General features: G+C 42.4%; 27 protein-coding genes and 1 tRNA gene. 10 read left to right on the top strand and 18 right to left on the bottom strand.

All coding sequences use genetic code 11. From position 1 onward, the window contains the following. Positions 1-7: 7 nt before the first annotated feature. Both LEP1GSC192_RS17730 and LEP1GSC192_RS17725 read right to left on the bottom strand, forming a co-directional pair. Positions 8-1,486 (bottom strand): flagellar hook-length control protein FliK, encoded by a 1,479-nt coding sequence (locus tag LEP1GSC192_RS17730; protein ID WP_020771528.1) that lies wholly within the window; start codon positions 1,484-1,486, stop codon positions 8-10. Between the two features lie 123 nt (positions 1,487-1,609). After that, a complete protein-coding gene (locus LEP1GSC192_RS17725) occupies positions 1,610-1,807 on the bottom strand; it encodes a hypothetical protein (RefSeq protein ID WP_020771387.1) in 198 nt (65 codons plus the stop codon). A gap of 667 nt (positions 1,808-2,474) precedes the next feature. Here LEP1GSC192_RS17725 and LEP1GSC192_RS19870 point away from each other — a divergent pair. Then, the gene (locus LEP1GSC192_RS19870) at positions 2,475-2,690 is read left to right on the top strand and encodes a hypothetical protein (protein ID WP_020771308.1); all 216 of its coding nucleotides are present in this window, start codon (positions 2,475-2,477) and stop codon (positions 2,688-2,690) included. Further along, positions 2,687-3,091, top strand: a complete 405-nt coding sequence (locus tag LEP1GSC192_RS17715) for a hypothetical protein (RefSeq protein WP_036090872.1) — start codon at positions 2,687-2,689, stop codon at positions 3,089-3,091. The genes LEP1GSC192_RS19870 and LEP1GSC192_RS17715 overlap by 4 nt, the downstream gene beginning before the upstream one ends. Before the next feature lie 16 nt (positions 3,092-3,107). Here LEP1GSC192_RS17715 and carB read toward each other — a convergent pair whose 3' ends face one another. The 5 genes from carB to LEP1GSC192_RS19650 form a co-directional block, all read right to left on the bottom strand. Then, the gene (gene carB, locus LEP1GSC192_RS17710; RefSeq protein WP_020771372.1) at positions 3,108-6,419 is read right to left on the bottom strand and encodes a carbamoyl-phosphate synthase large subunit; all 3,312 of its coding nucleotides are present in this window, start codon (positions 6,417-6,419) and stop codon (positions 3,108-3,110) included. A 71-nt stretch (positions 6,420-6,490) separates the two neighbouring features. Next, positions 6,491-8,761, bottom strand: coding sequence for a sulfatase (locus tag LEP1GSC192_RS17705; RefSeq protein ID WP_020771480.1), 2,271 nt, complete (start codon positions 8,759-8,761; stop codon positions 6,491-6,493). Then, positions 8,742-9,326: an RsmD family RNA methyltransferase gene (locus LEP1GSC192_RS17700; protein WP_020771526.1), complete on the bottom strand. Its 585-nt coding sequence runs from the start codon at positions 9,324-9,326 to the stop codon at positions 8,742-8,744. Before LEP1GSC192_RS17700 ends, LEP1GSC192_RS17705 begins: the two co-directional genes overlap by 20 nt. Beyond that, positions 9,323-9,865, bottom strand: a complete 543-nt coding sequence (locus LEP1GSC192_RS17695) for a hypothetical protein (RefSeq protein ID WP_036091029.1) — start codon at positions 9,863-9,865, stop codon at positions 9,323-9,325. The genes LEP1GSC192_RS17700 and LEP1GSC192_RS17695 overlap by 4 nt, the downstream gene beginning before the upstream one ends. Before the next feature lie 29 nt (positions 9,866-9,894). After that, a complete protein-coding gene (locus LEP1GSC192_RS19650; RefSeq protein WP_020771278.1) occupies positions 9,895-10,086 on the bottom strand; it encodes a hypothetical protein in 192 nt (63 codons plus the stop codon). A gap of 106 nt (positions 10,087-10,192) precedes the next feature. On the opposite strand from LEP1GSC192_RS19650, the gene LEP1GSC192_RS17690 reads away from it, so the two are divergent. Further along, positions 10,193-11,185 (top strand): hypothetical protein, encoded by a 993-nt coding sequence (locus tag LEP1GSC192_RS17690; protein ID WP_020771096.1) that lies wholly within the window; start codon positions 10,193-10,195, stop codon positions 11,183-11,185. Positions 11,186-11,189: 4 nt separating this feature from the next. Continuing rightward, a complete protein-coding gene (locus LEP1GSC192_RS17685; protein WP_020771481.1) occupies positions 11,190-11,549 on the top strand; it encodes a hypothetical protein in 360 nt (119 codons plus the stop codon). Positions 11,550-11,591: 42 nt separating this feature from the next. On the opposite strand, the gene LEP1GSC192_RS17680 is transcribed toward LEP1GSC192_RS17685, so the two are convergent. Together LEP1GSC192_RS17680 and LEP1GSC192_RS17675 are read right to left on the bottom strand one after the other, a co-directional pair. Next, the gene (locus LEP1GSC192_RS17680; RefSeq protein ID WP_036090870.1) at positions 11,592-12,002 is read right to left on the bottom strand and encodes a type II toxin-antitoxin system VapC family toxin; all 411 of its coding nucleotides are present in this window, start codon (positions 12,000-12,002) and stop codon (positions 11,592-11,594) included. Next, complete coding sequence (locus tag LEP1GSC192_RS17675; RefSeq protein ID WP_036091026.1) at positions 12,003-12,233, bottom strand: type II toxin-antitoxin system Phd/YefM family antitoxin; 231 nt, start codon at positions 12,231-12,233, stop codon at positions 12,003-12,005. A gap of 225 nt (positions 12,234-12,458) precedes the next feature. Between LEP1GSC192_RS17675 and LEP1GSC192_RS17670 the strand changes: the two genes are divergently transcribed. After that, the gene (locus LEP1GSC192_RS17670; protein WP_020771533.1) at positions 12,459-14,504 is read left to right on the top strand and encodes an adenylate/guanylate cyclase domain-containing protein; all 2,046 of its coding nucleotides are present in this window, start codon (positions 12,459-12,461) and stop codon (positions 14,502-14,504) included. A 40-nt stretch (positions 14,505-14,544) separates the two neighbouring features. Here LEP1GSC192_RS17670 and LEP1GSC192_RS17665 read toward each other — a convergent pair whose 3' ends face one another. From LEP1GSC192_RS17665 to LEP1GSC192_RS17655, 3 genes are read right to left on the bottom strand one after another with little or no spacing between them, the layout of a single operon-like run. Then, positions 14,545-15,480, bottom strand: coding sequence for an energy transducer TonB (locus LEP1GSC192_RS17665; RefSeq protein ID WP_020771164.1), 936 nt, complete (start codon positions 15,478-15,480; stop codon positions 14,545-14,547). Beyond that, positions 15,458-16,489 carry a Holliday junction branch migration DNA helicase RuvB gene (gene ruvB / locus LEP1GSC192_RS17660; protein WP_020771302.1) on the bottom strand — a complete coding sequence of 344 codons (1,032 nt, stop codon included), beginning with the start codon at positions 16,487-16,489 and terminating at the stop codon, positions 15,458-15,460. Before ruvB ends, LEP1GSC192_RS17665 begins: the two co-directional genes overlap by 23 nt. Before the next feature lie 9 nt (positions 16,490-16,498). Beyond that, positions 16,499-17,638, bottom strand: coding sequence for a S1C family serine protease (locus LEP1GSC192_RS17655; protein WP_036091020.1), 1,140 nt, complete (start codon positions 17,636-17,638; stop codon positions 16,499-16,501). Positions 17,639-17,731: 93 nt separating this feature from the next. Here LEP1GSC192_RS17655 and tmk point away from each other — a divergent pair, with 93 nt between their 5' ends. Beyond that, positions 17,732-18,325: a dTMP kinase gene (gene tmk, locus LEP1GSC192_RS17650; RefSeq protein ID WP_020771399.1), complete on the top strand. Its 594-nt coding sequence runs from the start codon at positions 17,732-17,734 to the stop codon at positions 18,323-18,325. On the opposite strand, the gene LEP1GSC192_RS17645 is transcribed toward tmk, so the two are convergent. Both LEP1GSC192_RS17645 and LEP1GSC192_RS17640 read right to left on the bottom strand, forming a co-directional pair. Continuing rightward, positions 18,319-18,657, bottom strand: coding sequence for a hypothetical protein (locus LEP1GSC192_RS17645; protein WP_020771365.1), 339 nt, complete (start codon positions 18,655-18,657; stop codon positions 18,319-18,321). The two genes, tmk and LEP1GSC192_RS17645, sit on opposite strands and share 7 nt — an antisense overlap. A gap of 171 nt (positions 18,658-18,828) precedes the next feature. Continuing rightward, on the bottom strand, positions 18,829-20,271 hold the full coding sequence (locus LEP1GSC192_RS17640) for a DUF5982 domain-containing protein (protein ID WP_036091017.1): 1,443 nt from the start codon (positions 20,269-20,271) through the stop codon (positions 18,829-18,831). 141 nt (positions 20,272-20,412) lie between these two features. On the opposite strand from LEP1GSC192_RS17640, the gene LEP1GSC192_RS17635 reads away from it, so the two are divergent. Next, positions 20,413-20,484: transfer RNA gene (locus LEP1GSC192_RS17635), tRNA-Arg, on the top strand. A 242-nt stretch (positions 20,485-20,726) separates the two neighbouring features. On the opposite strand, the gene LEP1GSC192_RS17630 is transcribed toward LEP1GSC192_RS17635, so the two are convergent. Further along, positions 20,727-21,128, bottom strand: coding sequence for a type II toxin-antitoxin system VapC family toxin (locus tag LEP1GSC192_RS17630; RefSeq protein ID WP_020771126.1), 402 nt, complete (start codon positions 21,126-21,128; stop codon positions 20,727-20,729). Beyond that, positions 21,125-21,355: an antitoxin gene (locus tag LEP1GSC192_RS17625; RefSeq protein ID WP_020771312.1), complete on the bottom strand. Its 231-nt coding sequence runs from the start codon at positions 21,353-21,355 to the stop codon at positions 21,125-21,127. Before LEP1GSC192_RS17625 ends, LEP1GSC192_RS17630 begins: the two co-directional genes overlap by 4 nt. Positions 21,356-21,667: 312 nt before the next feature. On the opposite strand from LEP1GSC192_RS17625, the gene LEP1GSC192_RS17620 reads away from it, so the two are divergent. From LEP1GSC192_RS17620 to LEP1GSC192_RS17610, 3 genes are read left to right on the top strand one after another with little or no spacing between them, the layout of a single operon-like run. Continuing rightward, entirely contained in the window at positions 21,668-23,311 is a 1,644-nt protein-coding gene (locus LEP1GSC192_RS17620; protein WP_020771318.1) for a DUF3556 domain-containing protein, read from the top strand. After that, positions 23,311-24,768, top strand: coding sequence for an NAD(P)/FAD-dependent oxidoreductase (locus tag LEP1GSC192_RS17615; RefSeq protein WP_020771430.1), 1,458 nt, complete (start codon positions 23,311-23,313; stop codon positions 24,766-24,768). The genes LEP1GSC192_RS17620 and LEP1GSC192_RS17615 overlap by 1 nt, the downstream gene beginning before the upstream one ends. Further along, positions 24,765-25,403 (top strand): TetR/AcrR family transcriptional regulator, encoded by a 639-nt coding sequence (locus LEP1GSC192_RS17610; RefSeq protein WP_020771534.1) that lies wholly within the window; start codon positions 24,765-24,767, stop codon positions 25,401-25,403. Before LEP1GSC192_RS17615 ends, LEP1GSC192_RS17610 begins: the two co-directional genes overlap by 4 nt. Positions 25,404-25,413: 10 nt before the next feature. Here the strand turns inward: LEP1GSC192_RS17610 and LEP1GSC192_RS17605 are convergent, their stop codons facing one another. Together LEP1GSC192_RS17605 and LEP1GSC192_RS17600 are read right to left on the bottom strand one after the other, a co-directional pair. Next, entirely contained in the window at positions 25,414-25,851 is a 438-nt protein-coding gene (locus LEP1GSC192_RS17605; RefSeq protein ID WP_020771162.1) for a TIGR04452 family lipoprotein, read from the bottom strand. A gap of 48 nt (positions 25,852-25,899) precedes the next feature. Continuing rightward, complete coding sequence (locus tag LEP1GSC192_RS17600) at positions 25,900-26,388, bottom strand: hypothetical protein (RefSeq protein ID WP_232421094.1); 489 nt, start codon at positions 26,386-26,388, stop codon at positions 25,900-25,902. Positions 26,389-26,488: the final 100 nt, after the last annotated feature.

Raw genomic sequence — 26,488 nt, 5'->3', positions numbered from 1 at the left:
CCTCTCCTTAAACCAAGATGTTTAAGCGTTTATCAGTATTCTTTTCGGCAAATTCCGTATTTTCGATAGAGTCCATTTCGGGAACTTCTTCCAAATCGGAAGAATTCGAAAAACCGGAAGTTTCAAAACTCCAACCTTTTTGGTCAAAAAAACGGGAAGAATCCTGCCCATCCCAACTCATACGTAAGGAATCCTCGGACTCTACGATCAATGACTGAAGATCCAATCCTTGTTCTTTAAAATCCTTTCGAAGTTGTTCCAGATCACCGGCGAATAATTTTTTCACCTGATCCGACTCTACTAAAATTTTACCCTGGACCTTATCGTCTTCCACTGTAATACGTAAGGAAACTCTTCCTAATTCTCTCGGATTCAATCTTAGAGTGGCTTCCGATCTTCCGTTCTCGACTATATTCAATTTTGCCGATTGAACTAGTCTTTGGAAATTTTCCTTCATCTGAGAACGATCCATGGACGTTCCTGGATTCGATTTGGAAGTTTTAGAATTTTGTCCGGTAACTTCTTGGTTTTTTTCCGCTATCCCGAGACCCGCTTTTAACAAAGTGAATGTGGTCTCGTTCCCATTTCTTTGGGAGAAGTCCTGGTTCTGAGAACCTTTCCCGGAAGTATCCGATTTGGAAGCTTCTTCCACCTGAGCCGCTTTCGCCGCTTGGTTTTTGGAAAACATAGAAAGAGTTTCCTGTTTTTTCTCTCTCGTGATCTTCCAGTTTTCCGACTCGGGAATGAAATTTTCTTTATGAGAATCTTTTAATACGGTTAGTATCTTTTCTTCGTTTGCAGGTTTGGAGAATTTACGCGCTTCTTCCAAACTTTTTAAACCTTCATCCAGACTTTCTTTTTCCGGAGTTTTTTTGGTTTCTTTAATAGAACGTTTCTCTTCCGGTTGACTGGATTTTAGAACGGAAACATTTCCCGCTTCTTCTTTTTGTTCCGCCTTAGGAGCTTCTTCCTTTATATGTTTTTGGATCTTTTTAAAGGATACGGATTCTTCTTGGTTTGCCGCGCTCGAAACTTCTTTCTCTTTTTTTGCCTCAAGTCCCGCCAAAAACACACTCATCTGTGTGATAAATGGAGAATCTAATTCTTCGGAGCCTAGTTCGGAGTCGACCTCATCTTCCAGTTCCGAATCGCTTTCTTCCCGTTCCGCCTTTTGGACCTTTCTATCGGAAAGACGAATTAATTTTTCATTCTCTTCTTCTTCGGCAGAGTTGGCCTCTTCTGCTTCTTCTTCGGATCTTACGAATAATTCAGGCTCTTTGGACTCTTCCACTTCGGAAGGTCTTTCTTCTTTGATCTCGGACTTTTGCCCTTCTTCCAAAACCTTCTGGGAGCGAAGTTGGATGGACTTCATCAGATCCATAAAACTTACGGAAGGAGCGGAAGTTTTTTCGGAAACGTTAGATACTCTTGGCTCCGCCGATGAATATCCCTCTTCTCTGCCTGGCCCTTCCGTTCTGATCTGCATAGCACGCCCCTTGCAGTATAAGGATCGTAAGATCAGAGATTTCCTTGATAGAATTATAAGATTATCTTCTTCCTTTATCGGATTATGTCGTATTGAGCGAAGGCGGGGTAGGAACTCCTGGCCTCAATTATACCCAGCAAGTTCTTCCAAGATCCATGCGTGAGCATCCTGAACGGTTTTGTACAAGTCTTCCAACTTATGAAGATCCATTTTCAGGGAACCGTTCTCAAAGTGTAAGTGCACATGTCCGCAATTGGCGCATAGATCCACTACGAAATAGCTTCTTTCTGAGATCCGGATCGGGCGGCAGTATTCTTCCATAGATATCCTCTTTCCTCGAAGGTTCTTTTTTTGTTAGGAATTGTCAAATTGATTTTGAGACTCATTATTGACAAATAATAACAATACAACATACATTAGCAAAATAAAGGAAAAGGCCTGGGCGGCCCACTCGCTTTGCTCGGTCGCGCTGCTTCGATTTCGCGCATTCGCGCTCATCCGGGCTTCGCCCGGACTAAAGATCTGCGCATCGCTGCCGCGGAAACGTTATCGCGCAAAGGCACGAAGAATAGAGGATATTTGGAGAAGTTAAGCAAAAGACTCTTCTTATCTTGGCAGCTTTGCATGAGAAAAGAATACTAAAGGATCGCTTACACTTTTATCCCGTTTGTATAAACAAAACTTGAGGTTCTATTACAGATATATGAAAAGAAAAAGTCCCATTAAAAAATATCTTGTTCGCTACATAAAAACAACTAACGTTAAACTTGTTTTTTTGATAAACATGATAAACCGAGAGAAATTATATTCGAAAGCCATAATATTTTTATTTGGGCTATTCTTTGCGAATGGTTGTGAATGTCCTTTGCCTTGCAGCCCCGCGGCGGACCCGCTCACCCAACTGCTTGTCACAATCCTTTTTCCACCGACACCTCCCTTTTCCGGATCGTGTACATTACAAAACGATTGTATAGATTTCCGTGGAGCAATGTTTGAATCGGTTCATGCAAACATATGCGATTCTCAAGGAGGGATTTATAAATCCAATTTTCGGTGTGATCTGACTGGAAAATCGGCAGAATGTTCCTTATTAAAGGAAACGACTCTTTTTAGATTAAAATACTATTATAATGTTTCTTGGGATGGAAACTCTTCACTAGATCATTGTGAGAATAAATTAAAAGGAGTTTATTCCAGTATATGAGCCCCAAACTTCCATCCAAATTTTTTCTCTCATTAGGGATGATCTTGATAATCGGAGTCTATTTATCCGCCCCCTTTCCTAATGACTCTCCAGGATGTTGCTCCGCTACCACTCATCTTATCATAGATTATATGCCGAATACCACTTATTGTGATACTCCTGACTCATCTAGTTGTAATGAACTTTCTATCGATGGTTCGTATTCAGGTTCTATTAAAAAACTTTGTCCTATCTATTTTCCAAATTCAACAAATGTAGATATTTGTCCGCAAACAAGAGTAGCGACATGTCTTGTCAAAGGGTACGCAATCAAAAAAATTTATTTAAGTACGGGCTCCACGCCCTGGGATCTGAGTTCAGCAACGACAGATTGTTCTAACTTAGGTGGGACCTTAGAATAAACCGAAAATTTATGTCTTACTTAGAACTATGGATCTCTTGCAAAGAACGGATCGTAAATCCTTTATCGGTCATCTCGATCATTCCTCTAATGAGGGCCTTGGCTGCACTTGCAGTGGTCAAACAAGGGATCTTATAACGGATGGCTGCTTGGCGGATCGCAAAACTATCGTCTCTGGTCACTCTGCTGAGAGGCGTATTCAGAATAAGATGGATCTTGTTCTCTCTGATATAATCTAACGCAGTTGGGAATTGGTTATCGTATACCTTATTGATCTTAGAAGAAAGTATTCCGTTTTCGGATAAGAACTTATGGGTTCCTTCAGTAGCGATTAAAATGAATCCTAGATCAGAAAGATCCTTGATATACTTTAATAATTCCTTTTTGTCCTTATCGTTTACGGAAACGAATACCGTACCCTGAGAAGGAAGTTCTTCTCCGGCCATGTATTGGGATTTTAAGAATGCCTCACCTGCTGTGTCGGCAATTCCCATGACCTCTCCTGTGGATCTCATTTCAGGTCCAAGGATGGTGTCCACTCCGGGAAATTTATTAAAAGGTAGTACGGCTTCCTTCACGTTCACAGTCGGGAAAGACATTTCTTTCGGGAGTGGGAGTTGTTGTAAAGTTTCCCCCATCATGATACGGGTAGCGTATTTGACAACAGGGTGGCCAAGCGCTTTGGATACGAAAGGAACGGTTCTAGAAGCTCTAGGATTCACCTCGATCACATATACAACTTCTTCCTTGACTGCGTATTGGATATTGATGAGTCCTTTGACTTGTAATTCCAATGCGAGCGCTCTGGTTGCGCTCCTGATATCATCCAATACTTTTTTGGATAAGGATTGAGGAGGAAGAATACATGCGGAATCTCCGGAATGGATGCCTGCTTCTTCTATATGCTCCATGATCCCGGCGATAAACACGTCTTTGCCGTCGCAAAGCGCGTCCACGTCCACTTCGACTGCGTCTTCCAAGAAGGAATCGATGAGAAGGGGCCTGTCTTCCGAAATTTCCTCGGCCTTCTCCATATACTTATCCAACTCTTTTTCTTCGCTGATGATAAGCATGGCTCTTCCGCCCAATACGTAACTTGGACGAACCAGCACAGGATAAGTGATATGATTTGCGATCTTTCTCGCTTCTTCCATGGAAGTAGCGATCCCGTTCTTAGGAGAGATCAATTTCAGTTTTTCTAATACTTCTGCGAAACGTTTTCTGTCTTCCGCCCTATCTATGGAATCGGGACTGGTCCCTAAAATAGGAACTCCCCTACTTTCCAGATCTTTTGCAAGTTTAAGCGGGGTTTGTCCGCCGAATTGGATGATCACTCCTTCCGGTTTTTCCTTTTTGTAGATCTGCATAACATCCTCTAATGTCAGAGGTTCGAAATACAATCTGTCGGAAGTATCATAGTCGGTAGAAACCGTTTCCGGGTTGGAATTCACCATAATGGATTCCACTCCCAGATCTTGCAGAGCAAAGGATGCGTGGCAGCAGCAATAATCGAACTCTATTCCTTGTCCGATCCTATTCGGCCCGCCTCCCAGAATGATTACGGATCTTTTAGAAGTGACGTTTGTCTCGTCCTCTTCGTCGTAAGAAGAATAAAAATACGGCGTATAAGCTTCGAATTCTCCCGCGCAGGTATCGATCCTTTTATAGATAGGTTCTATTTTAGAAGATTCTAATGCTGTTTCCAGGTTCTTTTCTTCTTTTTTGAGAATGGAACCTATCTCCGCTTTTTTCTTATCAGGAGTTTGAGAAGAAGAGAGGACTTTTTCTATCTCAGCTTTTTTGGCAAGATAAGCCAGCTGCCGATTGGAGAATCCCGCTTTTTTCAGCTTTCCTAAAACCGAATTCCCTTTGGTCGCAAATTCTTTTTCCAGATTTTGCAGGTCTTCGAATTGGTATAAGAACCAAGGATCGATCTTACATAGTTCGTGGATCTTTTCTACGCTGTAACCTTCTTCCAACGCTTTTTTAACGTAGAAGATACGTTTATCGTTCGGTCTGCGTAAGAATGAATCGATCCTTTCTTTTCTCTGAGGAACGGATAAAGAATGGAATTCCACCAATTCCGCAAAATTTCCGTCGGAACCGAAACCGAAACGATCGATCTCCAAAGAACGCATCGCTTTTTGGAAACTTTCTTTAAAAGTCCTTCCGATTGCCATAGCTTCTCCCACGGCTTTCATCTGGACTCCGAGAGTATCGTCCGTTCCCGGAAACTTCTCGAACGCAAATCTTGGGATCTTTGTCACCACATAGTCGATGGACGGCTCGAAAGAAGCAGGAGTCACTCTTGTAATATCGTTTTTGATCTCATCCAAGGAATACCCGATGGAGAGTAAAGCAGCGATCTTCGCGATCGGAAATCCCGTAGCCTTAGAAGCAAGCGCGGAAGATCTGGAAACGCGAGGGTTCATCTCGATTACGATCACATCTCCGTCTGCCGGATTCACTGCGAATTGGATATTGGATCCACCGGTTTCGACTCCGATCTCTCGGATGATGCTGATGGACATATCTCGTAAATTTTGGTATTCCTTATCGGAAAGTGTTTGTTGAGGAGCGACCGTGATAGAGTCCCCGGTATGAACCCCCATAGGATCTATGTTCTCGATGGAACAAATGATCACTACGTTGTCCGCGAGGTCTCTCATGACCTCTAACTCGAACTCTTTCCAACCCAAAACGGATTGTTCCAATAATACCTGGCTGATAGGAGAAGCCTTGAGACCTTTTCCAACCACTTCGTCGAAAGTTTCTTCGTCGTAAGCGATCCCTCCTCCGGTCCCACCCAGAGTGAATGCAGGTCTTACGATGAGAGGAAGTCCTATCTGGGCTTTGATCTCTGCCGCTTCTTTTAAATTATTTGCGAGCCCGGAACGAGGGACTTTGACCCCGATTTTCTCCATCGCTCTTTTAAAAAGTTCTCTATCTTCCGCTTTTTTGATCGCATCGATCTTGGCGCCGATCAATTCTACATTATATTTTTCTAATAACCCAGCGTTATGACAGGCTAAGGCCAGATTTAATGCGGTTTGACCTCCCACAGTAGGTAGGATTGCGTCCGGTTTTTCTTTTTCTAAGATCTTTTGGACAACCGAGACGGTTAGAGGTTCTATATAAGTCGCGTCCGCCAGATCCGGATCGGTCATAATGGTGGCGGGATTGGAATTGAGAAGGATCACTCGAATTCCTTTTTCTCGTAGTGCTTTGGCAGCCTGGGTGCCGGAATAATCGAATTCACAGGCTTGGCCGATAACGATCGGCCCGGATCCTAGGATCAGAACGGAGCGGAGATCTTCCCTTTTGGGCATATTATTTCCAGGATTTTTATTCCGGCCTGTACTTCAAGTCTTTCCGAACAAGAAAGAAAAAAGCGGTCGGATCAAAGTTCTGATTTTGGGAGGAAATAGTCTCCCGCCTTCTTCCATTTCCCGGAACCCAGTAGCAGGAGCTCCAACTTACGCTGCAAATCACCACAATAAGAAGCAGGAAGCGGCTTCGTATTCCATGGATCGGAAATCCTATCGTAACAGGAATACAACACACCATTCGGGCTCGGAACATAGATCAGCTTTTTGGTCCCGGTTTGGAGCATTCTATGTTTGGAAAAAAGAACGGTTTCTTTTGCATAGGGATCGGAAACGGTCACACTATTTCCGTCATTCGGATCGATCGTATGTAGCTCCAAAATATTCGGATATCGGATACGATCCTTCTGAAAAAAATGCTCTCCCCGATCCGAAAACCAAATCCCGGTCTCGGAATACACAGAACGATCCTCTATCCAAGTATCTTCTTTTGGAAGCCTGGTCAGATCTTTTCCACGGAGAGAAAGTCCTGGGTCTGCAGGAACTCCTACGATAGATAGGATCGTCGGGAAAACATCTACCGAACTTGTGATCCCATTAAAATTGCGGACTTCCTTTCTTTCGAAAGATTTCGGGAACTTGATGATAAGAGGGATCTTAGTCACACCTTCCCCTCTTAGATGTTCTCCATGACCGTGGCTATGATCCTCTTCGAACAGCGACTCTCCATGGTCGGAAGTGAGAATGATAAGCGTATTGTCGTATAATTCTCTTTTTTTCAGCTCTTCTACAATTTTCCCTACGGAAAAATCGAAAGCAGTCAGAGAAGCGGAATAAACGGAACGGATCTGATCCTGTTCTTTTTTATCAGGCTTTTCAGAATTACTCGGATCCACAAAACGAAAATATTTGGAAGGTCCGTAATAGTTTGGATCCGTATTCTTATAAAAGGGATACGGAGGACTATAAGGAAAATGAGTTACGGAAGAAAAATACAGGGCAAAAAACGGCCGATCTTTTTTATCGAACACCGAGAATAGATCCGGAAGAATCCGAGAATCATCCCCCAGGCTCGGAAGAGATCGGATAGAAGAAAGATATTCCCCTCCCCCGAAAAAAGTCCCGGTCAAAACGGGTAGAAAGAAAACTTGAGACTCGATCGTTCTCTGTTGAGTCAACGTCTCCGCACTAAAATTAGGAGCATATACATTTTGAAATCCCCAATTCGCTCTCGGAAAAATATCGCCTGCAAAAGAAGAGATAACGAATGTTCTATGAGATTTTCCTAAAATACCTGGAAGTGTAGCGACCGTATTTCCTAATTTAGAACGATCTTCTTTATCCGGGAACATATCCTGGATCCCATGTTCAAAAGAATATTTACCGCTTAAAAAATCCGCCCAAGAAGGAAATGTCCTAGGGATCGTGGAATGATGGTCCAAAAACACGAGAGATTCGGAAGCTAGGCGATCTATATTCGGGGTCTTATCCTTCTCCCCTCTTACAAATCCCAATCGGTCCTGGCGTATACTGTCCGCAGAAATGATCAGGACATTTATATCCGAAGAATGTCTCAAGCCTTCTTTAGATACCGCGCTCTCCCGCTTCTCCAAACCGGATCCTGTAAAAAAAGAAAATCCGAAACCTAAGAGCACGACCGCAGCAAAGACGAGATCCTTTTTAGAAGGAGAAAATCGAATATCGAAAGAATATAAAGCGGAAGCGCTTAAAATTCCCCAAGTAGATCCCAAAAGATGAAAAGAATAAAATAATATTATAAAAACCGTATATCTGATCAAAGATTCGTAAGACTTAGATTTCCAAAAACCGAATCCGGTCCGAACCACCTGCACCGCTAAAAATAAAAATAGGACGGACTTAAAGAAGAATGGAGAAAAATTGTCCGTAATAAAATATAAAAAACCTACCGCCCAAGCATGCCTATAATAGAAAAATTCCCCGTATACTTGAGGATATTCGGAAACAGATCCGCAAAATAGAAGGAACAATACGGAAAATAAAATTAAATAAATCTTATATATTGGGATTTTTTTCCGGTTCCTCCAATCTGAATGATCGGGACCTAAAAATAAAATGACCACACCAACAAAAAACGCATAAGAAGAAACGATTACTCCTCCTAAATCTTTAAGTAATAAAGGTACAAGTCCGTAAAAAAGAGAAATAAATTCGCTGATATCCACTCCCATCACATGCAAAGATGTATTTGTGAGTAGACAAAGAAGTGTAAGGACAAATACGAAAACCCCGGAATGGACCCAAGGATTCCCGGAGTGAAATTCGGATCGAAGAAGATTTTTAAATCTAGACCAGAACTCGGACATTCAAGGTATTCCTTCCGAAGGAACGAGAAGTAAAATTTTCCCAATCCAAAGGAACCGGAGATTGAACGATAATTGCGGCCACACCCGGCTCGTTTTGGGATATTTCCTCCACTACCTTTTTCAATTTTTCCGTTTTTTTCTCCCAGAAAGAATAAGGAGGGTCCATAAAATACACCTTTGTTCTTTCCGGAATATCGAAACCGGAATAGAACCTAAAGGCGTCCTTACGTAAAACTAAATGAGGTTTTCCTAATTTATCCAAAACACCTTTCAGGCTTTCAAATCTATCCCATGCAAGTTCCAAAAATACTGCTCTGGCAAAACCTCTACTCAAGGATTCGATCCCCATTTGGCCTGATCCCGCAAATAGATCGACGAATGCCGAATCCTCTAAATTTAAACGTCCTTGGAGCTGAAGGGATTCAATGATATCGAATAATGATTTTTTAATGATCGCCGGAGTAAAATTACTCTTCCCCTCAGGACTAACTGGAGAAGGGATCAATCTACCCTTTAATTCCCCGGTTTGGATCCGAAGACCTTTTGATTTTTTTCCCGGTTTCATTTTTCCTCTTTTTTCTTTTCCAGACCGATCTCTAAGATCCGGATCCGTTTTCCCAATTTGGAATCCGCCGGCACTGATTTAAGTTTTGCCAAAACGGAACTCGCCGCCTCGTATTCCTGGGAAGAATACAATATACATGCGTATGTGTAAACACCTTCGGAGTATCGAACCGAAGACTCTCCCTTATATAGGAAAATTTTTCCCCAACGACTTCCAGATTCGTATGATTCCAAAACAAGTGCGCGTTCTAAAAATAGAAAAACGGAATTATAAAAAATGGAAGGTTGTTCCTTGGATCTGGAATAAATACTTAAAAGAGTTTTATCTATCTCCTCCAGATTGGATTCGGAAGCTACATATAATAAAAGGATCTTATAATCCAATTCTCCGGATCTAAGCCCCGATCGGGAAACTTTTACTAAGGTGTCATAGTTTCCTTTTTTATAATATTCATATATTTGGTCGAAATCCACCGAATAAACGGGAACCGAAAATAAAAAGATAACGGTAAGATGAATTAAGGCGGTCCGAAACGAAATTTTGGGGAAAAAGCCGGACCGCTGAAAGATTAGAGTTCTATTACGTTTGAAGAGCCGCACATGGAGCAGATATGATTTTCTGGGCCGTCGTAAGATCCGTCTGTATCATCTTCCCAACGATGATCACAATCCTCGCATACAAAAGTTACGGCGTCCTCGTCGAGGTAATCCTCGTCGCCGTCTGTTTCGTAATCCTCGTCAAAATCATAATTATAAGGCATATTTACACGGAATCCAGGAGGGGTTCGAGAGTCAAGCTAGAGTAGGAATTCCAACCCTAAAAAATAAGTGAAAGGTCCGGGCTTTTTTTAGAATCTGACTTTAGACATGCTCTACCAAGCCAACCACAGAAGTTACAGAAAAAAAGCGAATTACAAACCTTTAGTGTTCTTTTTGATCCTGCTAGGTTTGGCAGGGATTGCCTTTTTTTTCAGACAAGATATCAAAAACCTGTTCGCGGGAGACAGGCGTTTACTTCTGGAGAAAGAGAGAAAACTACTCCAAGAAGGAATCGTAAAAGGTGAGCCAAAAGAAGGGGAGATTAAAGAATTCAAATCTACCGCAAAAGATTTTGTGACTTCTAATCCTAAAGAAGGGATCTCTTACCATTATGCGGCTCTTTCGGGATATTACGAATTTTTACTATTAGGTTTTAGATTTGATTCGGTCACTCTTTCCAAAATCGCATATACCGGTTTCCAAGAATTTTTAGAACAAGATAGTTCTTACCTCCCTCTTGTGGAAGATTCGTATAGACAAGCTCTTAGGGCACAAGCAATCGATCCGGAATTTTTAGAATCGACCGATAACCGATATCTGATCGCATTCGGAGAATCCATTCGACAAAAACTCAGTCGTTCGGCTTTGAATAAACTTCTGATCTCCATAGAACCCGAAAAATTAAGTCCCGAATTAAAATCGGGTTATGCTTGGACCTGTTTGGTAGGAAGTGCACTTTCCGGAAATACCGAGTTCTTGAAAAAGATACTCTCCAGGCAGGACATCTCCGGCTCCTTACTGCTTTCCGCAAGAGAATCCGATTTTTTGATCGCTTTGTCCGAATTCAGGGCAGGACAATACGTTTCTTCCTTAGATTATTTAAGAAGGGTCAAAAATGTGAACGAGGACTTTCTAACGGGAAGTTCTAAAATTTTAGAAGCTAGGATCTTCTATTACCAAAATCTTTCACCGAAAGCGATCGCATTATTGGAGGAATATTATCCTAACTCGGGAGACAGAAAGGAAGAAGTCCTTGAACTCGCAAGAGAAATACTCTCCAAGAACCAAACCCTGAAAACGAAATTGCCCGTAGAGGATTAAGAAAATGAAATATTCTTTCTTTCTATTTCTTTTGACTTTTTTGGCTTGCGGGGTAAAACCTGTGCCTCCTCCCGCAGGAAAATTCTGCGAGCCTATGCTCAAAAACACTCAATGTGTATATCTGGATTTCAGGAATTCTAAGGCGATCTTAGAAGATAAAGAATATCCGATGAAATCCACAAGCACCTTGAATTTTTCTTATAAAGTAGACGAGGTTTTTTACGAAGTGGAAGTCCTGAACGAGAACAGAGTCAAGATCACAGGCACAAACGGGTTCCAAAAAACATTATTAAAACTGAAAGATAAAGACGAGAGAAAAAAAGAATACGCTAAACTTTGGAAGGCGATCCAGGATCTGTTTTAGATCGGGTTATAGTCGCCTCGCTCCTGAAACCCGCGTGGCGGGCTATATAGAGATCACCTTTAAGTTTCCCTTTTTCCCGTATTTAATGATTTCCTTATCTTTAGTGACGAGCTCCGCATTTAGAACTCTTGCAGTGGCTACGATAATCCTGTCTGCAGGGTCCCCGTGAAAGGAATCGGGCAAATTTACACTTTCTACGATTACTTCCGGAGTTAAACGATAAGGCTGGATCCCCGGAGCAGTATACGCATCTTGCAACCATCGATTCAAGGTTCCCGAGATCTGGATCCTTTTTTTGACTATAAGCATTCCTACTTCCCAGCCGGATATTTCGGAGATATAAATCCCTCTGTGAGGAATATGTCTGTATAATTTCCTCAGAATGGGTTCTTTTTCCATCTTAGGATCTCCTTCCATGAGCCAAATCCAGGCGTGAGTATCGAGAACGATCATCTATTTGGAATCCGCATCCCAACGTAATCCTAAACTGGGAACGATATCTTCGTTCTCTTGGATCCGTCCTTTTAGATAACCGAATAAGCGTGCCGCGGTGTTATCTTTGATGGTCACTAGCTTGGCCACAGGTTTTCCGTGTTTAGTGATGATCACTTCTTCCTGGGTTTCTTGGACCATGTCCATTAGGCTTAGACATTTGGTTTTAAATTCGGCTGCGGATAGTTGCATACGCCAAGTCATAATATGACCAGTCATGGATGTCCAGTTTTTTATCAAAACTCGCTCGGAATCCTTGTTCGGCTTGAATTTTGGAAGTATATAAGCCTGAAATTCCGGAATACTACTCGAACGAGCGATACGCATATTCTTCCATCAAATAATTTCGGAAGAATCGACCGGGTCGCAAAAAATGCTCGCTCGAATGAGTTTTTTCTCCCCTATTGATCTACGCATATGAGTGATTCAGGCCGTCGAATTCGTTTTTTCATTTTTGCTATCCTTATTTGTTTTCTATCTTTCTTTTCTTGCGCCGAAGCCAGAGGTAAGGAAAGACCTATTGCGGAAAATGGGAACCTCGATTTAAGTAACTGGGATTTTACAAAGGACGGAACGTTAGAATTAAACGGAGACTGGAGATATTATTGGAAAGAATTCATTCCTCCTAAAAATTTTCAAGACGACCTTGTTTCAGAACCAAGCGGGTTCATTCCGGTTCCAGGAGTTTGGAACGGTCATCTTTTAAATGGAAACCCCTTACCTGCCGTAGGGTACATTACGTATCATTTAAGATTATATCTTCCGGATCACTCTCCCGATCTTGCGATACGAATAGATGACGGCCAAGGTTCCGCATATTCCTTATATTGGAACGGCAAGTTAGTCGCCTATAATGGGCATCCGGGATCTTCTCCGGAAGAAGAAAGTCCGGAATATCTTGCTCAAACTAGTTTTGTTCCCCATTCCAAACAAGTGGATCTAGTGATGTATATTTCGAATCACTATCATCGTAACGGCGGTTTCCAAATGCCGATCTTACTCGGAGACTCCGCCGAAATTTTCTCAGCGAGAGACAGGAACAGGATTACGAGTGCGTTTTTGGCGGGAGCATTACTGATCATGGGGCTGTATCATATAGGCCTCTTTCTATTTCGCAAAAAAGAAATGGAGATCCTTTGGTTCTCCCTTACTTGTATAGTTATTACCTCCAGAGTACTTACCAGCGGGGAAAGATTTATAGGAGAATTATTCCGAGATGTTCCATGGAACTTAATGGTCAGAATAGAATATCTTTCCTTTTATCTAGGAGTACCTTTTATGGCGATGTTTCTCAGAACTTTGTATCCCGCTCAGTTTAACAAAACCGCTATGATTGTCATTTTCACTCTATCTATTCCTCCTTGTCTTTCCATCATATTGCTTCCTCCCGCAATTTTCAGTTACACTCTCCCTTACTACCAAGGCCTAATCGTATTTTCGGGAATTTACAGCATGATCATGTTGACGATAGCCATATTCAAAGGGCTACAGGGAGCAAAATTAATGTTACTCGGCTTGGGGATCTTCTTCGCGGCCGTATTGAACGATTTTATTTTTTACCAATTCCATATAGGGCCCGGATATCTTACTCCCGCTGGTTTATTTCTTTTGACATTTGCTGATGCGGCGACTTTGGGCAGAAGGATCGCAAGCGCATTCAATACCAGCGAAGAATTATCCGTTAATTTGGAGAAGAAGGTAATCGAAAGGACGAAAGAACTCGCAGAAGAAAGAGACCGAACGGATTTACTATTGCTGAATATTCTTCCCAAAACCGTTGCGGAAGAATTAAAATCCAAAGGATCGGTCACTCCCGTATATTACGAATCTGCGAGCATACTTTTCACAGACTTTGTCGGATTTACTAAAATTGCGGCGGAAATGTTGCCGAAAGATCTGGTCGAAGATCTACATAATTGTTTTTCCGAATTCGATTCGATAGTTTCTCGTTACGGTTTGGAAAAACTAAAAACGATCGGCGATTCTTATATGTGCGCGGGAGGAATTCCGAATACCAACTTTACCCATGCGGTGGACAATTGCCTTGCCGGTTTAGAATTTCTGAGATTTATGCAAAAGACGGCAGAGATGAAATCTAAAATGGGTCTTCCATTCTGGGAGTTGAGAGTGGGAATTCATACAGGACCCGTAACATCCGGAGTGATCGGTTCCAATAAATTCGCCTACGATGTTTGGGGGGACGCAGTCAATCTTGCAAGTAGAATGGAATCTTCGGGTAAACCGGGATATTTAAATGTCTCCGGTTCCACCTACGAACTAATAAAAGATTTCTTCGTATGCGAGCATAGAGGAAAGATCCAAGCAAAAGGTAAGGGAGAAGTGGATATGTATTTCGTAAGTTCTATCCGCCCCGAACTCTCAGCGGAATCCAAAGGAATTACACCGAACGAAAAATTCGAAACCTTAAGAACGGAATTAAATTTGAAACTAAGCGCCGTATGATCTTCGAAGCGGACGTTTCGGAAGAAATATTAGATATTTATTATCTTCGGTAAATACGAGGAAAGATAAAAGTAATTCCGTAGATCATTCCCTGTGCTTTTACTTCTTCCGGGACCCTTCCGAAGTTTTGTCCCCTGAGTGCATCCACACAGGATTGGTCCACAAGAGGTTGCCCTTGAGAAGAGATCAATTTCGTATCGATTACCTGGCCTGCGTCGTTCAATAAAAATTGGACTTTTGCTTCGCCTGGTTCGATCGCTTCTCGGATTACCGTTCCCGCACCGTCACGATAACCGTAGTTTCCGCCACCAGGAGGAGAAAAACTTTGTTCGATCTGGCGAAGCATTCTTTTGAAATACTCATAACCTACTAACTTCTTAGTAGGAACGCTCATGGAAGAACTCCCATCCCAACGAAAAAGCATGTCTTGCTGGAAACGATAATTGAACGGGATCTTCGTGAGTCTTCCGGTGGCCGGGGCTTGCTCCGGAGTTTGTTCGTTCGGATTGGTAAATTCCACCGGATCCTGTTTTAAGATAGCGACTTCGTAAACTTTTTCCTCTTCCGTTTTCTTTTGGGAATTCTCGGGAGTCGCCTTAGAAGGATTTCTAAAAATATTTCCCATCACGAATTCGCGAAAAGGTGAAAGTGTATGAAATCCTTTTTCTTTTGTGATCCCGCCGGAACCCGCGGACTCTACATTAGATAAAGCTTTGTATTCGTCCTTGATCCTTTTGTCCACGAACTCCTGTTCTAAGAGGACTTCGTATATTTTTTCTCGTTCTGATCTTTCTTTTACCTGAACAAGCGGATCTTCTCCCAAGATCTTAAATAGAATATTACGTGTGAATAAGTGTGCTACTAAGAAAGAAGCGAATGCGAATACAAAAAACGCGGCAAATAGAAGGCGACGATCGTCCTCTCCTAAATCTCCTGCATTATCTATTTCACTTTTAAAAAAGGCCGGGAGCCGCATCTTCTTCTATTCTTTTGCCGAAAGCCGGGGGAACTCTATCCATCAGCTTGTAAGCCTTCTCCGTGGCAACTCTACCGGAAGAGGTTCTATTGATCAAGCCAACTCTTACCATATAGGATTCGTAATGGTCTTCCAGAGTCCTTTCTTCCTCTCCGATGACCGCAGCGATCGGTTTCAGGCCGACTGGGCCGCCTTTGTATCGATCGATCATACATTCCAAGATCTGGCGATCCATTCTATCCAGACCCAATTCGTCTATTCCGAGGCGGGAAAATGCCTCTTCGCAAGCGGGAATTCGGATCTGTTTTTCTCCTTTTACCTCTGCAAAGTCCCTCACCCTTTTGAGTAGATGATTTGCAATCCTAGGAGTTTTTCTGGATCTTCGTCCTATTTCAAAGGCTGCATTCTCTTCTATTTCATAACCCAGGATCTTGGAGGATCGGAGAACGATATCTTTCATCTCGGAATCGTCATAATATTCCAAACGGAAATGGATCCCGAATCTGCTCTTAAGGGGATCCGAGATGAGCCCACTTCGAGTGGTAGCGCCGATCAAGGTGAACGGTTTTAATTTGATTTGGATTGTCTGAGCAGTGATCCCTTCCCCCACGAGAAGATCGATCATGAAATTTTCCATCGCAGGATATAAGATCTCTTCTACCTTGCGGCCTAGGGAATGTATTTCATCGATAAATAATATATCTCTTTCTTCTAGATCGGTCAAAAGTTTTGCAAGATCTGCCCCTCTCGTTAAAACGGGAGCGGAAGTAACTACGATCCTAGTGCCAAGCTCCTGGGAAATAATACCTGCGAGTGTGGTCTTACCTAAACCGGGTGGCCCGGATAAAAGTACATGATCCAGGGCCTGCCCTCTTTTTTTAGCTGCGCCTACGAATACGCCTAGATTAGACAGGATCTCTTTTTGTCCTATAAACTCGGAGAATAAGGAGGGACGAAGAGATATCTCATCGTCGAATTTATCCTCCGGATTTAAGGTATGTCCTGCCAAAAGATTATATTACTCCGCCAGCTTGACCGAAATTTTTAGGACCTGGCCTTTTCGGAAGACTAGGACGGAAATACGCTGGCCCACTTTAGAAGCCCTGATCTTAGAAACCACTTCATTCGCGTTTTTAATCTTGGTTCCGTCGATCTCCAAGATCACGTCTTCCACGTCGATACCTGCTTCTGCCGCGGCACTACCATTCTGCACCTGGCGAACGAACGCACCTTCCGGTCCGGAAAGTTTAAGTTCTTTAGCAGTCTCTTCGGTAAGATCGTCTAATGCGACTCCTAGGCGGGCACGTTTGACTTTTCCGCCCGATTTTAATTCTTCTACGATTGTCTTCGCTTCGTTGATCGGGATGGCAAAACCTAAACCGATGGAGCCGCCGCTCGGAGAAACGATCATACGGTTGATACCCACTACCCTTCCGTTGATATCCAGAAGTGGTCCTCCCGAATTTCCTTGGTTGATCGCAGCATCCGTCTGGATATAATGTACTCCGGAATTATCGATCCCACCTCTTCCTACTTTGGAGATCACTCCCACTGTCATGGATTGTTCCAGACCGAATGGAGCACCGATCGCGATCGCCCAATCTCCCACTTTCACTGCGGAAGAATCCCCAATTTCGATCGGTTGTAGATCCTGGCTTGCCTCTACCTTTAGAAGCGCAACGTCAATCATCGGATCCGTTCCGATCAACTTAGCGGAAACAGGCTCTTTTACATTTTTGAAAACTACTTTAAATTTATCGAAATTACGAACTACGTGATCGTTGGTCAGAATATATCCTTCTTTGTTCAGGATAAAACCGGAACCGAGTCCGCTCACTTTTCTTTTCTGATTTCTGACCCTACCTTGTGGTCCGTAAAAAAATTCCTGAAACGGATCATTGTATTGTGGAACGTTGACTGTTCCTTCGGTAGCGATCAGCACTACGCTTGGTGAAACGTTTTCGTAAACTTCTTCGAATGCTTTTTGAATAGAGACTGCGGCTTTTGCGGATGCGCTCGGTTCTCTATCCGATTTTGCATTTAAGAATAAAGCGCTGTCACTTCCTGTTCCGCAATATAAGATCGGAGAAAGGATCACTCCGGCCATAACGGATATGCCTATCACCAGGAAATTTTTGAATCTGTCGTTTTTTTTCATGGATTCCTGCCCTCGGGAATGGGATTCCGGTAGATGAGCTTTCAGCATTCGAAGCAAAACCACTCATGTCAAGTGGCTTTCCAATTCAAAGGCATGGCACAAATACCTGGATTTTACGTTTTTGAAGGTTTGGACGGAAGTGGCAAAAGTACCCTTTCCGTCCGGGTCTTAGACCTTCTTACCTCCAAACATGTTCCAGCAATTTGTTTTGCGGAACCGACTCGGTACGAATCCGGGCTGTACTTGCGAAAATTTTTAAGCGGAGAAATAGAACTTTCTCCCGAAAAACAGATCGAAGCGTTTCTGGAAGATCGGGAAGTCTCGCTTCAAAGGAATATTCTACCTTCCATCGCTGAAAAAAAGATCGTGTTATTGGATCGATATATGTATTCTACGGCCGCTTACCAGTCCGGAGAATTTTTTTCCGCAAAGGAGATCCTAAAAAAAAATTTAGACAGGGGATTTCCGGAACCTGAAAAAGTTTTTTATCTGGAGATTGAACCGGAAGAAGCTCTGGCAAGACTAAAAGGAAGAGATACTACAAAAGACAGATTCGAAACGATCAGCGCTTTGACAAAGATCAAAAAAGCATACGAGGAAATTCTTCCGGAGAATACAGTCCGTCTAGATGCCAAACTATCTACGGAAGAATTATTAAAACTTGTATCCGAAAAAATCCCTTATTGAACCTGAGATTGTTGCAAAGTTTTTAAAGTTTCTTCGTGAATAGAAGCTTCCTTTTCCAATTGAACCGCTAGTTCTATTAACTTCTTCTTACGAGCCCCAGAGTGATTCGGTTCGGAAGAAGCAAGTTCCCTCAAATGACTCGCCTCGTTCCTTTTTTTCTTGGATAGATTGGTCAGGTATTTTTTAAATGCCTCTTTTTGTTCTTGTGTGGTCAAACTTTCCACTAACGCCTTTTCGATCAGTTTTGTTTCTTCCTCTGCGGAGAAGGACGAAAGTGTAAATGGGAATAGGGACAGAATTGAAATTAGTCCGACAAAAAATTGGATCTTCATCTTGACTCTCTTTGATTGTTCTTAAGGCCGATTTGTGTATTTGGTCCGGCCAAACTCAAGTGTTTACAGAATACAAATTCTGAACAGCAAATTTCTATGCTCCATGATTCTCAGAGCCAATCCCCAAAAATCGAATGAAACAGTTTATTGAAGTATTTTCGGTGATTGGCTCTAGAAGATCTGGCCTATGTCTATGAATAGCTGGGAATCTTCTCTTGACTTGGCGTAATCTATCAAGATCACTGTGGCTTGGTTCCAGATGATTCTCAAACCTGTACCGTAAGAAAATTTATACCCTTGCGTGCTGAAATCATGATATCCGTTCCATACTCTGCCGAAATCATAGAACGGAACCAAACTCAATGTGATCAATTGATCCCAAAATTTGAATGTGCTGAATCTCCAGCGAATCTCTAAATTCCCGAAACCGATCATAGGAGCGATAAATCTTTCCTGTCTATAACCTCGCAGAGTCTGTAGACCGCCCAATCCGTTGATCGGTCCGTCGATGGACCACATATAACGATATTCTGAAAAAGGAACTTCTCCTTTGGAATAATGAAGACCTGCTCTTCCCGCAACCACAAGTTCTTCGAAAAGTTTTGGGAAAGGCATATAGAAAAATTTTCCCTGCGTAAAAAACTTCTCAAACTCGAAATCGGAGCCTGCACGTTTGGAAGAAGAAGAATAATTCATCTCCAATAGAACGCCGGAATCCGGATCAGGCTCGAAGTCCCTTGTATCGTAAGCAAAACCAACGTGAATATAATTTACATTTCCACCATGATATCCGTTGATCAAACCAGCTTGGTAGTCTCGGGTAAGTTTAGAAGTCCCGTTCGGATAAGAAGAACCCCATCCTGTCGCAGGATCTCTTGCTACAGAATAATAATCTCCGTTAGTCGCAATTCTTCCATTCGGATAATCATAAGTTCGAATGACATTCTGAGAAAACTCAGGAGCAACAATCCAACGAAAAGCTCCCCAAAAAGTTTTATCCACAGAGAACGTAGCAGTCGTAGAACGAAATTCGTAAGTATTATACAACACATTACTTTCATACGGATATATAGATCGGGGAGAAGAAGGTCTGCGATAGGAAAGTGCGTCCTCCAGATCGGAGAAGCTGCCTCCATTCTTCAGTTCGCCTGTAGGTTGGTTCTGATCTCTATATTGAATTTCACGTAACGTGCTTGTTCCAATCCCGAAATATTGAGAATTCTTATTCGTGCTATAAGAAATACTAGTCTTCAAACGATAAGCGGTATCGAAAAGAAAAGGACTGTCGAAAGTAAACTCATAATAGTCCGCACCTTTTGTGGTCTTGTAAGCTTGGGCGCCGAATCTATATTTGTAAGGTTGGAACTCGAAATAAGGATCGGAACGATTTCCGTTTTGGTATAAAAATCCTCTGGCTCCGTAACCTTGTCCTCTCACGGGATCTTCCGAAAAAACAGGAAGGCCGGTCGCATACCAACCGCTTCGTTTTTCTTCCAGCACTTGTTTGGAGAGGCGCTTGGATTCGTTCAGGTCGATTGCAACTTTCTCTCCTTCCGAAAAAATCGAAACAGGAAGTAAGAAGCAGGCTAGTAAAAAAAGCCGAAAGGAAACCATAAAACGTCTATGGGCAAACTGAAAAAAAGCGGTAAAATGTAAGCAAAAAACCTCGGATACCTCTCCTGAAATTTCCGTAAAATCCATGCTCCAGGAATCAGATTGACTGCTTGGGTAACTCCCAAAAACTCACCTACATAAGTACCTATAGCTCAACGGATAGAGTACAGGCCTCCGGAGCCTGGGGTCCGGGTTCGAGTCCCGGTAGGTACAGAGGACTCGAAGCTTTTGCACGAAAGCATTTGCAGCGATCCGTAGAGAGCGAAGCGAGTGCAAAAGACGCCGTGGAGCCAAATCGAGCAGGATGCGAGATTGCGTAACGGCGAGTCCCGGTAGATACACTCCTGCAATTACAACTTTTCGTCCAGTTTTAACCATTCTCGCAATTTAAGCTGCAGACTCATTTGATCTCGTTTGACCTTCAATCACCGACTCCTTCGGGTCGTTACCTCGCTTTACAACCAGTTATCCAGCTTTAACTCTTTAATCCTTTTGAACTCTTTTTCATTATTAGTCACAAGGATATAATCATGGGAAATAGCTTGAGACGCGATTAATAGATCGAAAGGGCCTATCGGTTTCCCCGATTTTTCTAAACGGAAGCGTATTTTAGCCGCAATCTTCGATGAATTGCTATCGAATGGTAATATATTTAAATATCCGATAAAATCAGATAATGCTCTTCTGTTTCTCTCATTATGAAGGCTTTTTTCGACTCCAAAATATAATTCAAATTCCGTAATAGAAGAGATATAGATATTCTCTAAAGCTACCTTTTTTAATTTTTTATAAACCGGATCAGGTCTTTGATTTATGATATAAATACAAATGTTCGTATCTAAAAGATACTTTTTCATATAGGATCGCGCCTATCGTAATCCTTAGGCTGAGCTCTTTCTATTTTGAAATCGGCGGAAAATCCATTTAGAGCATTCCAAAATCTATCTACAGCATCTTCGATCGGGGTCAATACTACGGTTTCTCCTTCCTTATGGATATAGACCTCTTTACCTTTAAATCTATATTCTTTCGGAAGACGAACTGCCTGGCTATCTCCATTTTTGAATATTTTGGCTCGATTCATAAATATATATACTGAAATATATATTTTTTACTATGTCAAGATCTTTGTTTCGCACAGAGTTTACGAAGGCCTCAGAGGGGCTTGGTATAAAAGGAAAACTTTTCTAGCAATACCCGCGAAGGATCGAGCCGGGGTCACAAAAATCGCGAATGCGATTTTTTGACCGGAGGCGAGAGCCTGACCCGAGCGAAGCGAGTGGGCGCGGCCCTCCCGTAAAACACATTCTAAATATGACCAATCAGTCATTTTTTCTTGACATTTCTCTATACTGTAGTATATCACTCCCTCTAAATATAGAATACGGAGAGAAAGATGTTCCTTCCTAAAGCTCCCCCTTATGATGCCTTGGCCTGGGCGAAAATGTCATTCGCAGATAGGGCCCGTTTGTCCTGCCAAGCCTGGGCAGTCCAAGGTTACGGCTCCCCTCTCGGGGCATATATCGTATATGTTTTAAAAATCGCATTGTACATTGCAGGTTGGATCTATTTCTGTTCTTTTAGTCCAGGACTCGGAACATGGGGAACTGTTACTTGGTGGTTTGTTCCGGTGGCGTTTCAAAAAGCGATCGTATGGAGTTTGTTATTCGAGGTTCTGGGACTTGGGTGCGGAAGTGGTCCTTTAACCGGAAGATATTTCCCTCCCATTGGAGGATTTTTATACTTCCTAAGACCTAAGACCACCAAAATGCCTTTATTCGAAGGAGCTCCTATCATAGGAGGAAAGACCAGAGGAATTCTGGAAATCGTTGCTTACGCTTCCGTTTTGGTTTATTCCGTTCTCTGTTTGATCCACCCTGCGCCGGGATTCGAACAATTTTTGCCGATCATCATCAGCTTGGTAATCGCAGGTATATTAGATAAAACTGTTTTTCTTGCTGCAAGAGCGGAACACTACTGGGTAACAATAGTTGTATTTGCATTCGCACAAAACTGGATCGCGGGTGCGATGATCGTCCAACTTTCCATCTGGTTGTTTGCAGGATTTTCCAAACTTAACTCCCACTTTCCGAGCGTTGTCTGCGTGATGGCAAGTAATAGCCCATTCACACCTTTCGCTTGGTTCAGAAAGGCGATGTATAAGAATTACCCGGAAGATCTTCGTCCTTCTTCCACGGCCGTAGCGAAAGCGAATATGGGAATCGTTCTAGAAATGGGAACTCCAATCGTTCTATTTACGGCGATCATGACCGGTTCCCAAACAGTTCTATACTTAGGACTCGGAATGATGGTATTCCTACATAGTTATATCACAAGCAACTTCCCGATGGGAGTTCCGATTGAATGGAACTTCCTCGTGGTTTACTCAGGGTTCTTCTTATTTGGAGCGAATCCGACCATCACTCCTTTCCAATTGGAGTCCGCACCTGTTGCCGCTTTCTTATTCGTGTTCTCTTTAGCTCTTCCGTTGATCGGAAATATCAGACCGGATTGGATCTCCTTCTTACTTGCGATGAGATATTACGCAGGAAATTGGGCGGTAAGCGTATGGATGTTCAAAGAAGATAGTTATAAAAAATTGGAGAAGCTTACCAAAACTTCCGGATGGTTGTACGACCAGTTGGATATGTTTTACGAAAGAAAAGTTTCGGTAGGTTTGGTGAGTAAGGTGATGGCGTTTAGACTCATGCACCTACACGGAAAAGCATTCCAAAAATTAGTTCCGAAAGCGGTCAAAAATTTTGAAAAGTACGAATGGGTAGAAGGTGAACTGATCGCCGGTATGGTGGTAGGATGGAACTTCGGAGAAGGTCACTTACATAGCGAACAACTACTTAGATCCGTGCAGGCACAGTGCGGTTTCAAAGATGAAGAACTACGTTGTATCTTTATAGAAGGCCAACCGTTAGGAAAATCCACAATTCACTACAGAATCCACGACGCTGAGAAAGGATTGTTAGAAGACGGAAAGATAGAAGTTGCCGATTTGAAGGAACTCCAACCCTGGCCGACTAAATAATGGATTTCAGTTCCGAAGAATATGATATTTGTATCATAGGTTCCGGCCCGAACGGACTAGCGGCAGCATCCGTTCTGGCTAATTCCGGACTTTCCGTTTTGGTATTGGAAGCTTCTGATACGATAGGCGGCGGTTTGCGAACGAAAGAGTTAACCTTACCCGGTTTTCTCCATGATGTTTGCTCCGCCGCTCATCCTATGGGAATTTTATCTCCTTATCTTAAAACACTTCCTTTGGAAAAACACGGACTCAAATGGATAGAACCGGAAGCTTCCGTGGCTCATCCTTTGGATGGGGAATCCGCGGTATTACTAAAATTATCTTTAGAAGAAACCGCAAAAGATTTAGGTGCGGATAAAAAATCCTATATAAAATTGATCTCCCCTTTTCTAAAAAATCCGGAAGGCCTTTTGTCGGATGCGTTAGCTCCTCTTGGCATACCGAAACATCCTTTTTTACTGGCGAGATTCGGATTATTAGGACTACGTTCCGCAAAATCGATCGCTAATTCTTGGTTTAAAGAAGAAAGAGCCAAGGCCTTATTCGCGGGTTGCGCGGGACATTCTATCTTTCCATTGGAGAAGTTTTTAAGCGGAGCTCTAGGACTTTTATTCTCTTTAACGGGACATGTACGCTCTTGGCCTGTGGTAGAAGGCGGATCCGCAATGATCGCAAAATCCCTGGAGTCCTATCTAAAAGGTCTCGGAGTAAAGATCCAAACGAATTATAAGGTCTCAAGTCTTTCCCAACTTCCTAAAACAAAGGGTATTTTTTTTGATACAAGTCCGGATCAATTAGCTTCGGTAGCAGGAAATACATTATCCTCCTCTTATATAAAAAGAATTTCATCTTATAATTACGGACCGGGAGTATTCAAGATGGATTGGGCCTTAGATGGACCTATCCCTTGGAAAGATTCCCGTTGTCTGCAAGCATCCACAGTTCACTTGGGTGGAAAATTTTCCGAAATTGCAAAGGCCGAATCGGAAGTATGGTCGGGAAAACATCCGGATCGTCCCTATATGTTGGTTGTCCAACAAAGCCAATTCGATCCGACCAGGGCTCCTAAAGGAAAACATACAGGATACGCTTATTGCCATGTTCCTTCCGGTTCCACAAAGGATTTGACTGAAGTTCTGGAAGCCCAGATCGAAAGATTCGCTCCGGGTTTCAAGGACAGGATTTTAGCCAGACATTCCATGAATACAAAGGACTTTTATTCCTATAATTTAAACTATGTGGGGGGAGCGATCACCGGAGGAGCGGCAGATCTTACACAAGCATTCTTTCGACCGATCGCAAAGATGGATCCGTACACGACTCCTAATCCTCATATATTTATTTGTTCCGCATCCACACCTCCCGGAGGAGGAGTACACGGTATGTGCGGATATCACGCGGCTAAAACTGTATTAAAAAAAATTCATAAACTAAAGTATATTCGTTATTCCCAATGAAACTAATAACTTCCGGGTCCAGAAGACAGGACAACAAAACAAAAAATAGAAATGCGATCCTAAATGCGGCTCGTAGGGTTTTTGCAAGTGTAGGATTCGAGGCTTGCTCCACCAGAGAAATCATCCGAGAAAGCGGGCTTGCTCAGGGAACCTTCTATAATTATTACAAAGATAAGGAATCCGTAATGCAAGACATTGCGGATGAATTAGCCGAAGGAATCCGAAAGGGGATCAGAGAGGCCCGTGCAAAAGCGGAAAGTCCTTTAGCTTTTTTAAGCGATGCCTACTTTGCCGTCTTCCAAGTGATGATGCAGGATCGAATTCACTTGGATCTATTGACCAGGAACAGGGATATTATTCGGGGATACCTATTCCAAGGCGGCTCGATGACCTATATCTTGGAAGAATTAGACAGTGACTTGGAAAGAATGGTAGCTGCAGGAGGTTTTCCTGCGCATCCGATCCGCATCACTTCCGTAATGATGGTAGCCGCCGGGTTCGAAGCGATGGTTCTCCTAGCAAAAGAAGACAATTACGATCTTAGAAAATTATCCGATTATCTAGGTCTTCTCTTCCAAGGAGGAATACATAACGTTTCGAAAGTGATCCAGGAAGATGGGGAATTGCGTCGTTAAAAAAGATTTTTTATTCGCCGCTATTCGAACTTTTACCGATATTCCGATCAAAAAACATATCGTTTGGATTTAAACGACAAGTTCGATTGGTCATGAACGAAGTAAAAGAATCATAATCAGCGACGACCCCTAAAAATTGGATCACTTGAGCACAGTCGTCGACATCCTTCTTTTTATAATATTTGGATTCATCCAGATTGAAGACCGTCTCATTTATAAAAGATGCTAAGATGACTTGAGCCATCACATAAGAATCCAATTCGGCCCCAGTATAACCTTGGTCAGTAAAATATTCCGTAGCAGTCAAATAATCCCCAACTTTTGCCGCAGCCAATAACTTTTCCTTGGCCTCATCTCCTTTGTAAGTATCCGTTATTCCTAATGTATCCACTGCGATACAATTCAGAACGAAAAGTAGCATCAATATTGTGAAATAGGTTCGTTTCATCGTTTTTCGTTTACCTTTATTAGTTTAAGTTTATATGTTTCTATAAGATTAAGACTCTGTCCCCAACTCACAGACCGGCTCTTCTTCACCGGGGCGGTTTTTTTCTATCGTAAATTGGATATCAAAACCCCTTCTAATCAGTTCAGGGTCTTTAGAACGTTCCCCAATCGGCATCCGGGTCGGATCGGAACCCAAAGTGCGCATTGCCGGAACTACTTTCATTCGTACGGAATAGCCTTCCGGAAGGTCAAATTCAGGATCAGCGCCCTCGCTCCTTTGGTCAGTTACGTCATTTATAAAAATTTTATACAGGTTCTTGCCTGGCAAAAGAGGCATCCAGTATTCACAGTCATAAGCGAAGTAATCTCTACGATTGCCTTCCATTATTTGGCGAAACCAATTACGATTTAGTAGATCTTTCTTATTTGTATAATAAAATTCCGGCGGATTGATTACACGTGGAATTCTATCTTTTTCTGTATAGGGGAAGTAGACATCTGGATCCATCCATTTTATAATAAAATAATATTGATTCACCTTAAAAAACCACCTATTCTGATCGTAGTTCTTTCTTTCTTTATAATTTTTTATCTCGAACTTCAGGTAATTGTGATGAAATTCTTTCGGAGTCCATCCT

The organism is Leptospira sp. B5-022 (assembly GCF_000347035.1).
In the GTDB taxonomy this organism is placed as follows: Bacteria; Spirochaetota; Leptospiria; order Leptospirales; family Leptospiraceae; genus Leptospira_B; species Leptospira_B cinconiae.
Note: the sequence above shows the minus strand (reverse complement) of the source record. Positions and strands in the feature narration are given on the sequence as shown.

Coding starts and splice junctions, on each gene's coding strand:
- LEP1GSC192_RS17730 (WP_020771528.1), bottom strand. CDS start 1,486: ATGCAGATCAGAACGGAAGGGCCAGGCAGAGAAGAGGGATATTCATCG.
- LEP1GSC192_RS17725 (WP_020771387.1), bottom strand. CDS start 1,807: ATGGAAGAATACTGCCGCCCGATCCGGATCTCAGAAAGAAGCTATTTC.
- LEP1GSC192_RS19870 (WP_020771308.1), top strand. CDS start 2,475: ATGTTTGAATCGGTTCATGCAAACATATGCGATTCTCAAGGAGGGATT.
- LEP1GSC192_RS17715 (WP_036090872.1), top strand. CDS start 2,687: ATGAGCCCCAAACTTCCATCCAAATTTTTTCTCTCATTAGGGATGATC.
- carB (WP_020771372.1), bottom strand. CDS start 6,419: ATGCCCAAAAGGGAAGATCTCCGCTCCGTTCTGATCCTAGGATCCGGG.
- LEP1GSC192_RS17705 (WP_020771480.1), bottom strand. CDS start 8,761: ATGTCCGAGTTCTGGTCTAGATTTAAAAATCTTCTTCGATCCGAATTT.
- LEP1GSC192_RS17700 (WP_020771526.1), bottom strand. CDS start 9,326: ATGAAACCGGGAAAAAAATCAAAAGGTCTTCGGATCCAAACCGGGGAA.
- LEP1GSC192_RS19650 (WP_020771278.1), bottom strand. CDS start 10,086: ATGCCTTATAATTATGATTTTGACGAGGATTACGAAACAGACGGCGAC.
- LEP1GSC192_RS17690 (WP_020771096.1), top strand. CDS start 10,193: ATGCTCTACCAAGCCAACCACAGAAGTTACAGAAAAAAAGCGAATTAC.
- LEP1GSC192_RS17685 (WP_020771481.1), top strand. CDS start 11,190: ATGAAATATTCTTTCTTTCTATTTCTTTTGACTTTTTTGGCTTGCGGG.
- LEP1GSC192_RS17680 (WP_036090870.1), bottom strand. CDS start 12,002: ATGATCGTTCTCGATACTCACGCCTGGATTTGGCTCATGGAAGGAGAT.
- LEP1GSC192_RS17675 (WP_036091026.1), bottom strand. CDS start 12,233: ATGCAACTATCCGCAGCCGAATTTAAAACCAAATGTCTAAGCCTAATG.
- LEP1GSC192_RS17670 (WP_020771533.1), top strand. CDS start 12,459: ATGAGTGATTCAGGCCGTCGAATTCGTTTTTTCATTTTTGCTATCCTT.
- LEP1GSC192_RS17665 (WP_020771164.1), bottom strand. CDS start 15,480: ATGCGGCTCCCGGCCTTTTTTAAAAGTGAAATAGATAATGCAGGAGAT.
- LEP1GSC192_RS17655 (WP_036091020.1), bottom strand. CDS start 17,638: ATGAAAAAAAACGACAGATTCAAAAATTTCCTGGTGATAGGCATATCC.
- tmk (WP_020771399.1), top strand. CDS start 17,732: ATGGCACAAATACCTGGATTTTACGTTTTTGAAGGTTTGGACGGAAGT.
- LEP1GSC192_RS17645 (WP_020771365.1), bottom strand. CDS start 18,657: ATGAAGATCCAATTTTTTGTCGGACTAATTTCAATTCTGTCCCTATTC.
- LEP1GSC192_RS17640 (WP_036091017.1), bottom strand. CDS start 20,271: ATGGTTTCCTTTCGGCTTTTTTTACTAGCCTGCTTCTTACTTCCTGTT.
- LEP1GSC192_RS17630 (WP_020771126.1), bottom strand. CDS start 21,128: ATGAAAAAGTATCTTTTAGATACGAACATTTGTATTTATATCATAAAT.
- LEP1GSC192_RS17625 (WP_020771312.1), bottom strand. CDS start 21,355: ATGAATCGAGCCAAAATATTCAAAAATGGAGATAGCCAGGCAGTTCGT.
- LEP1GSC192_RS17620 (WP_020771318.1), top strand. CDS start 21,668: ATGTTCCTTCCTAAAGCTCCCCCTTATGATGCCTTGGCCTGGGCGAAA.
- LEP1GSC192_RS17615 (WP_020771430.1), top strand. CDS start 23,311: ATGGATTTCAGTTCCGAAGAATATGATATTTGTATCATAGGTTCCGGC.
- LEP1GSC192_RS17610 (WP_020771534.1), top strand. CDS start 24,765: ATGAAACTAATAACTTCCGGGTCCAGAAGACAGGACAACAAAACAAAA.
- LEP1GSC192_RS17605 (WP_020771162.1), bottom strand. CDS start 25,851: ATGAAACGAACCTATTTCACAATATTGATGCTACTTTTCGTTCTGAAT.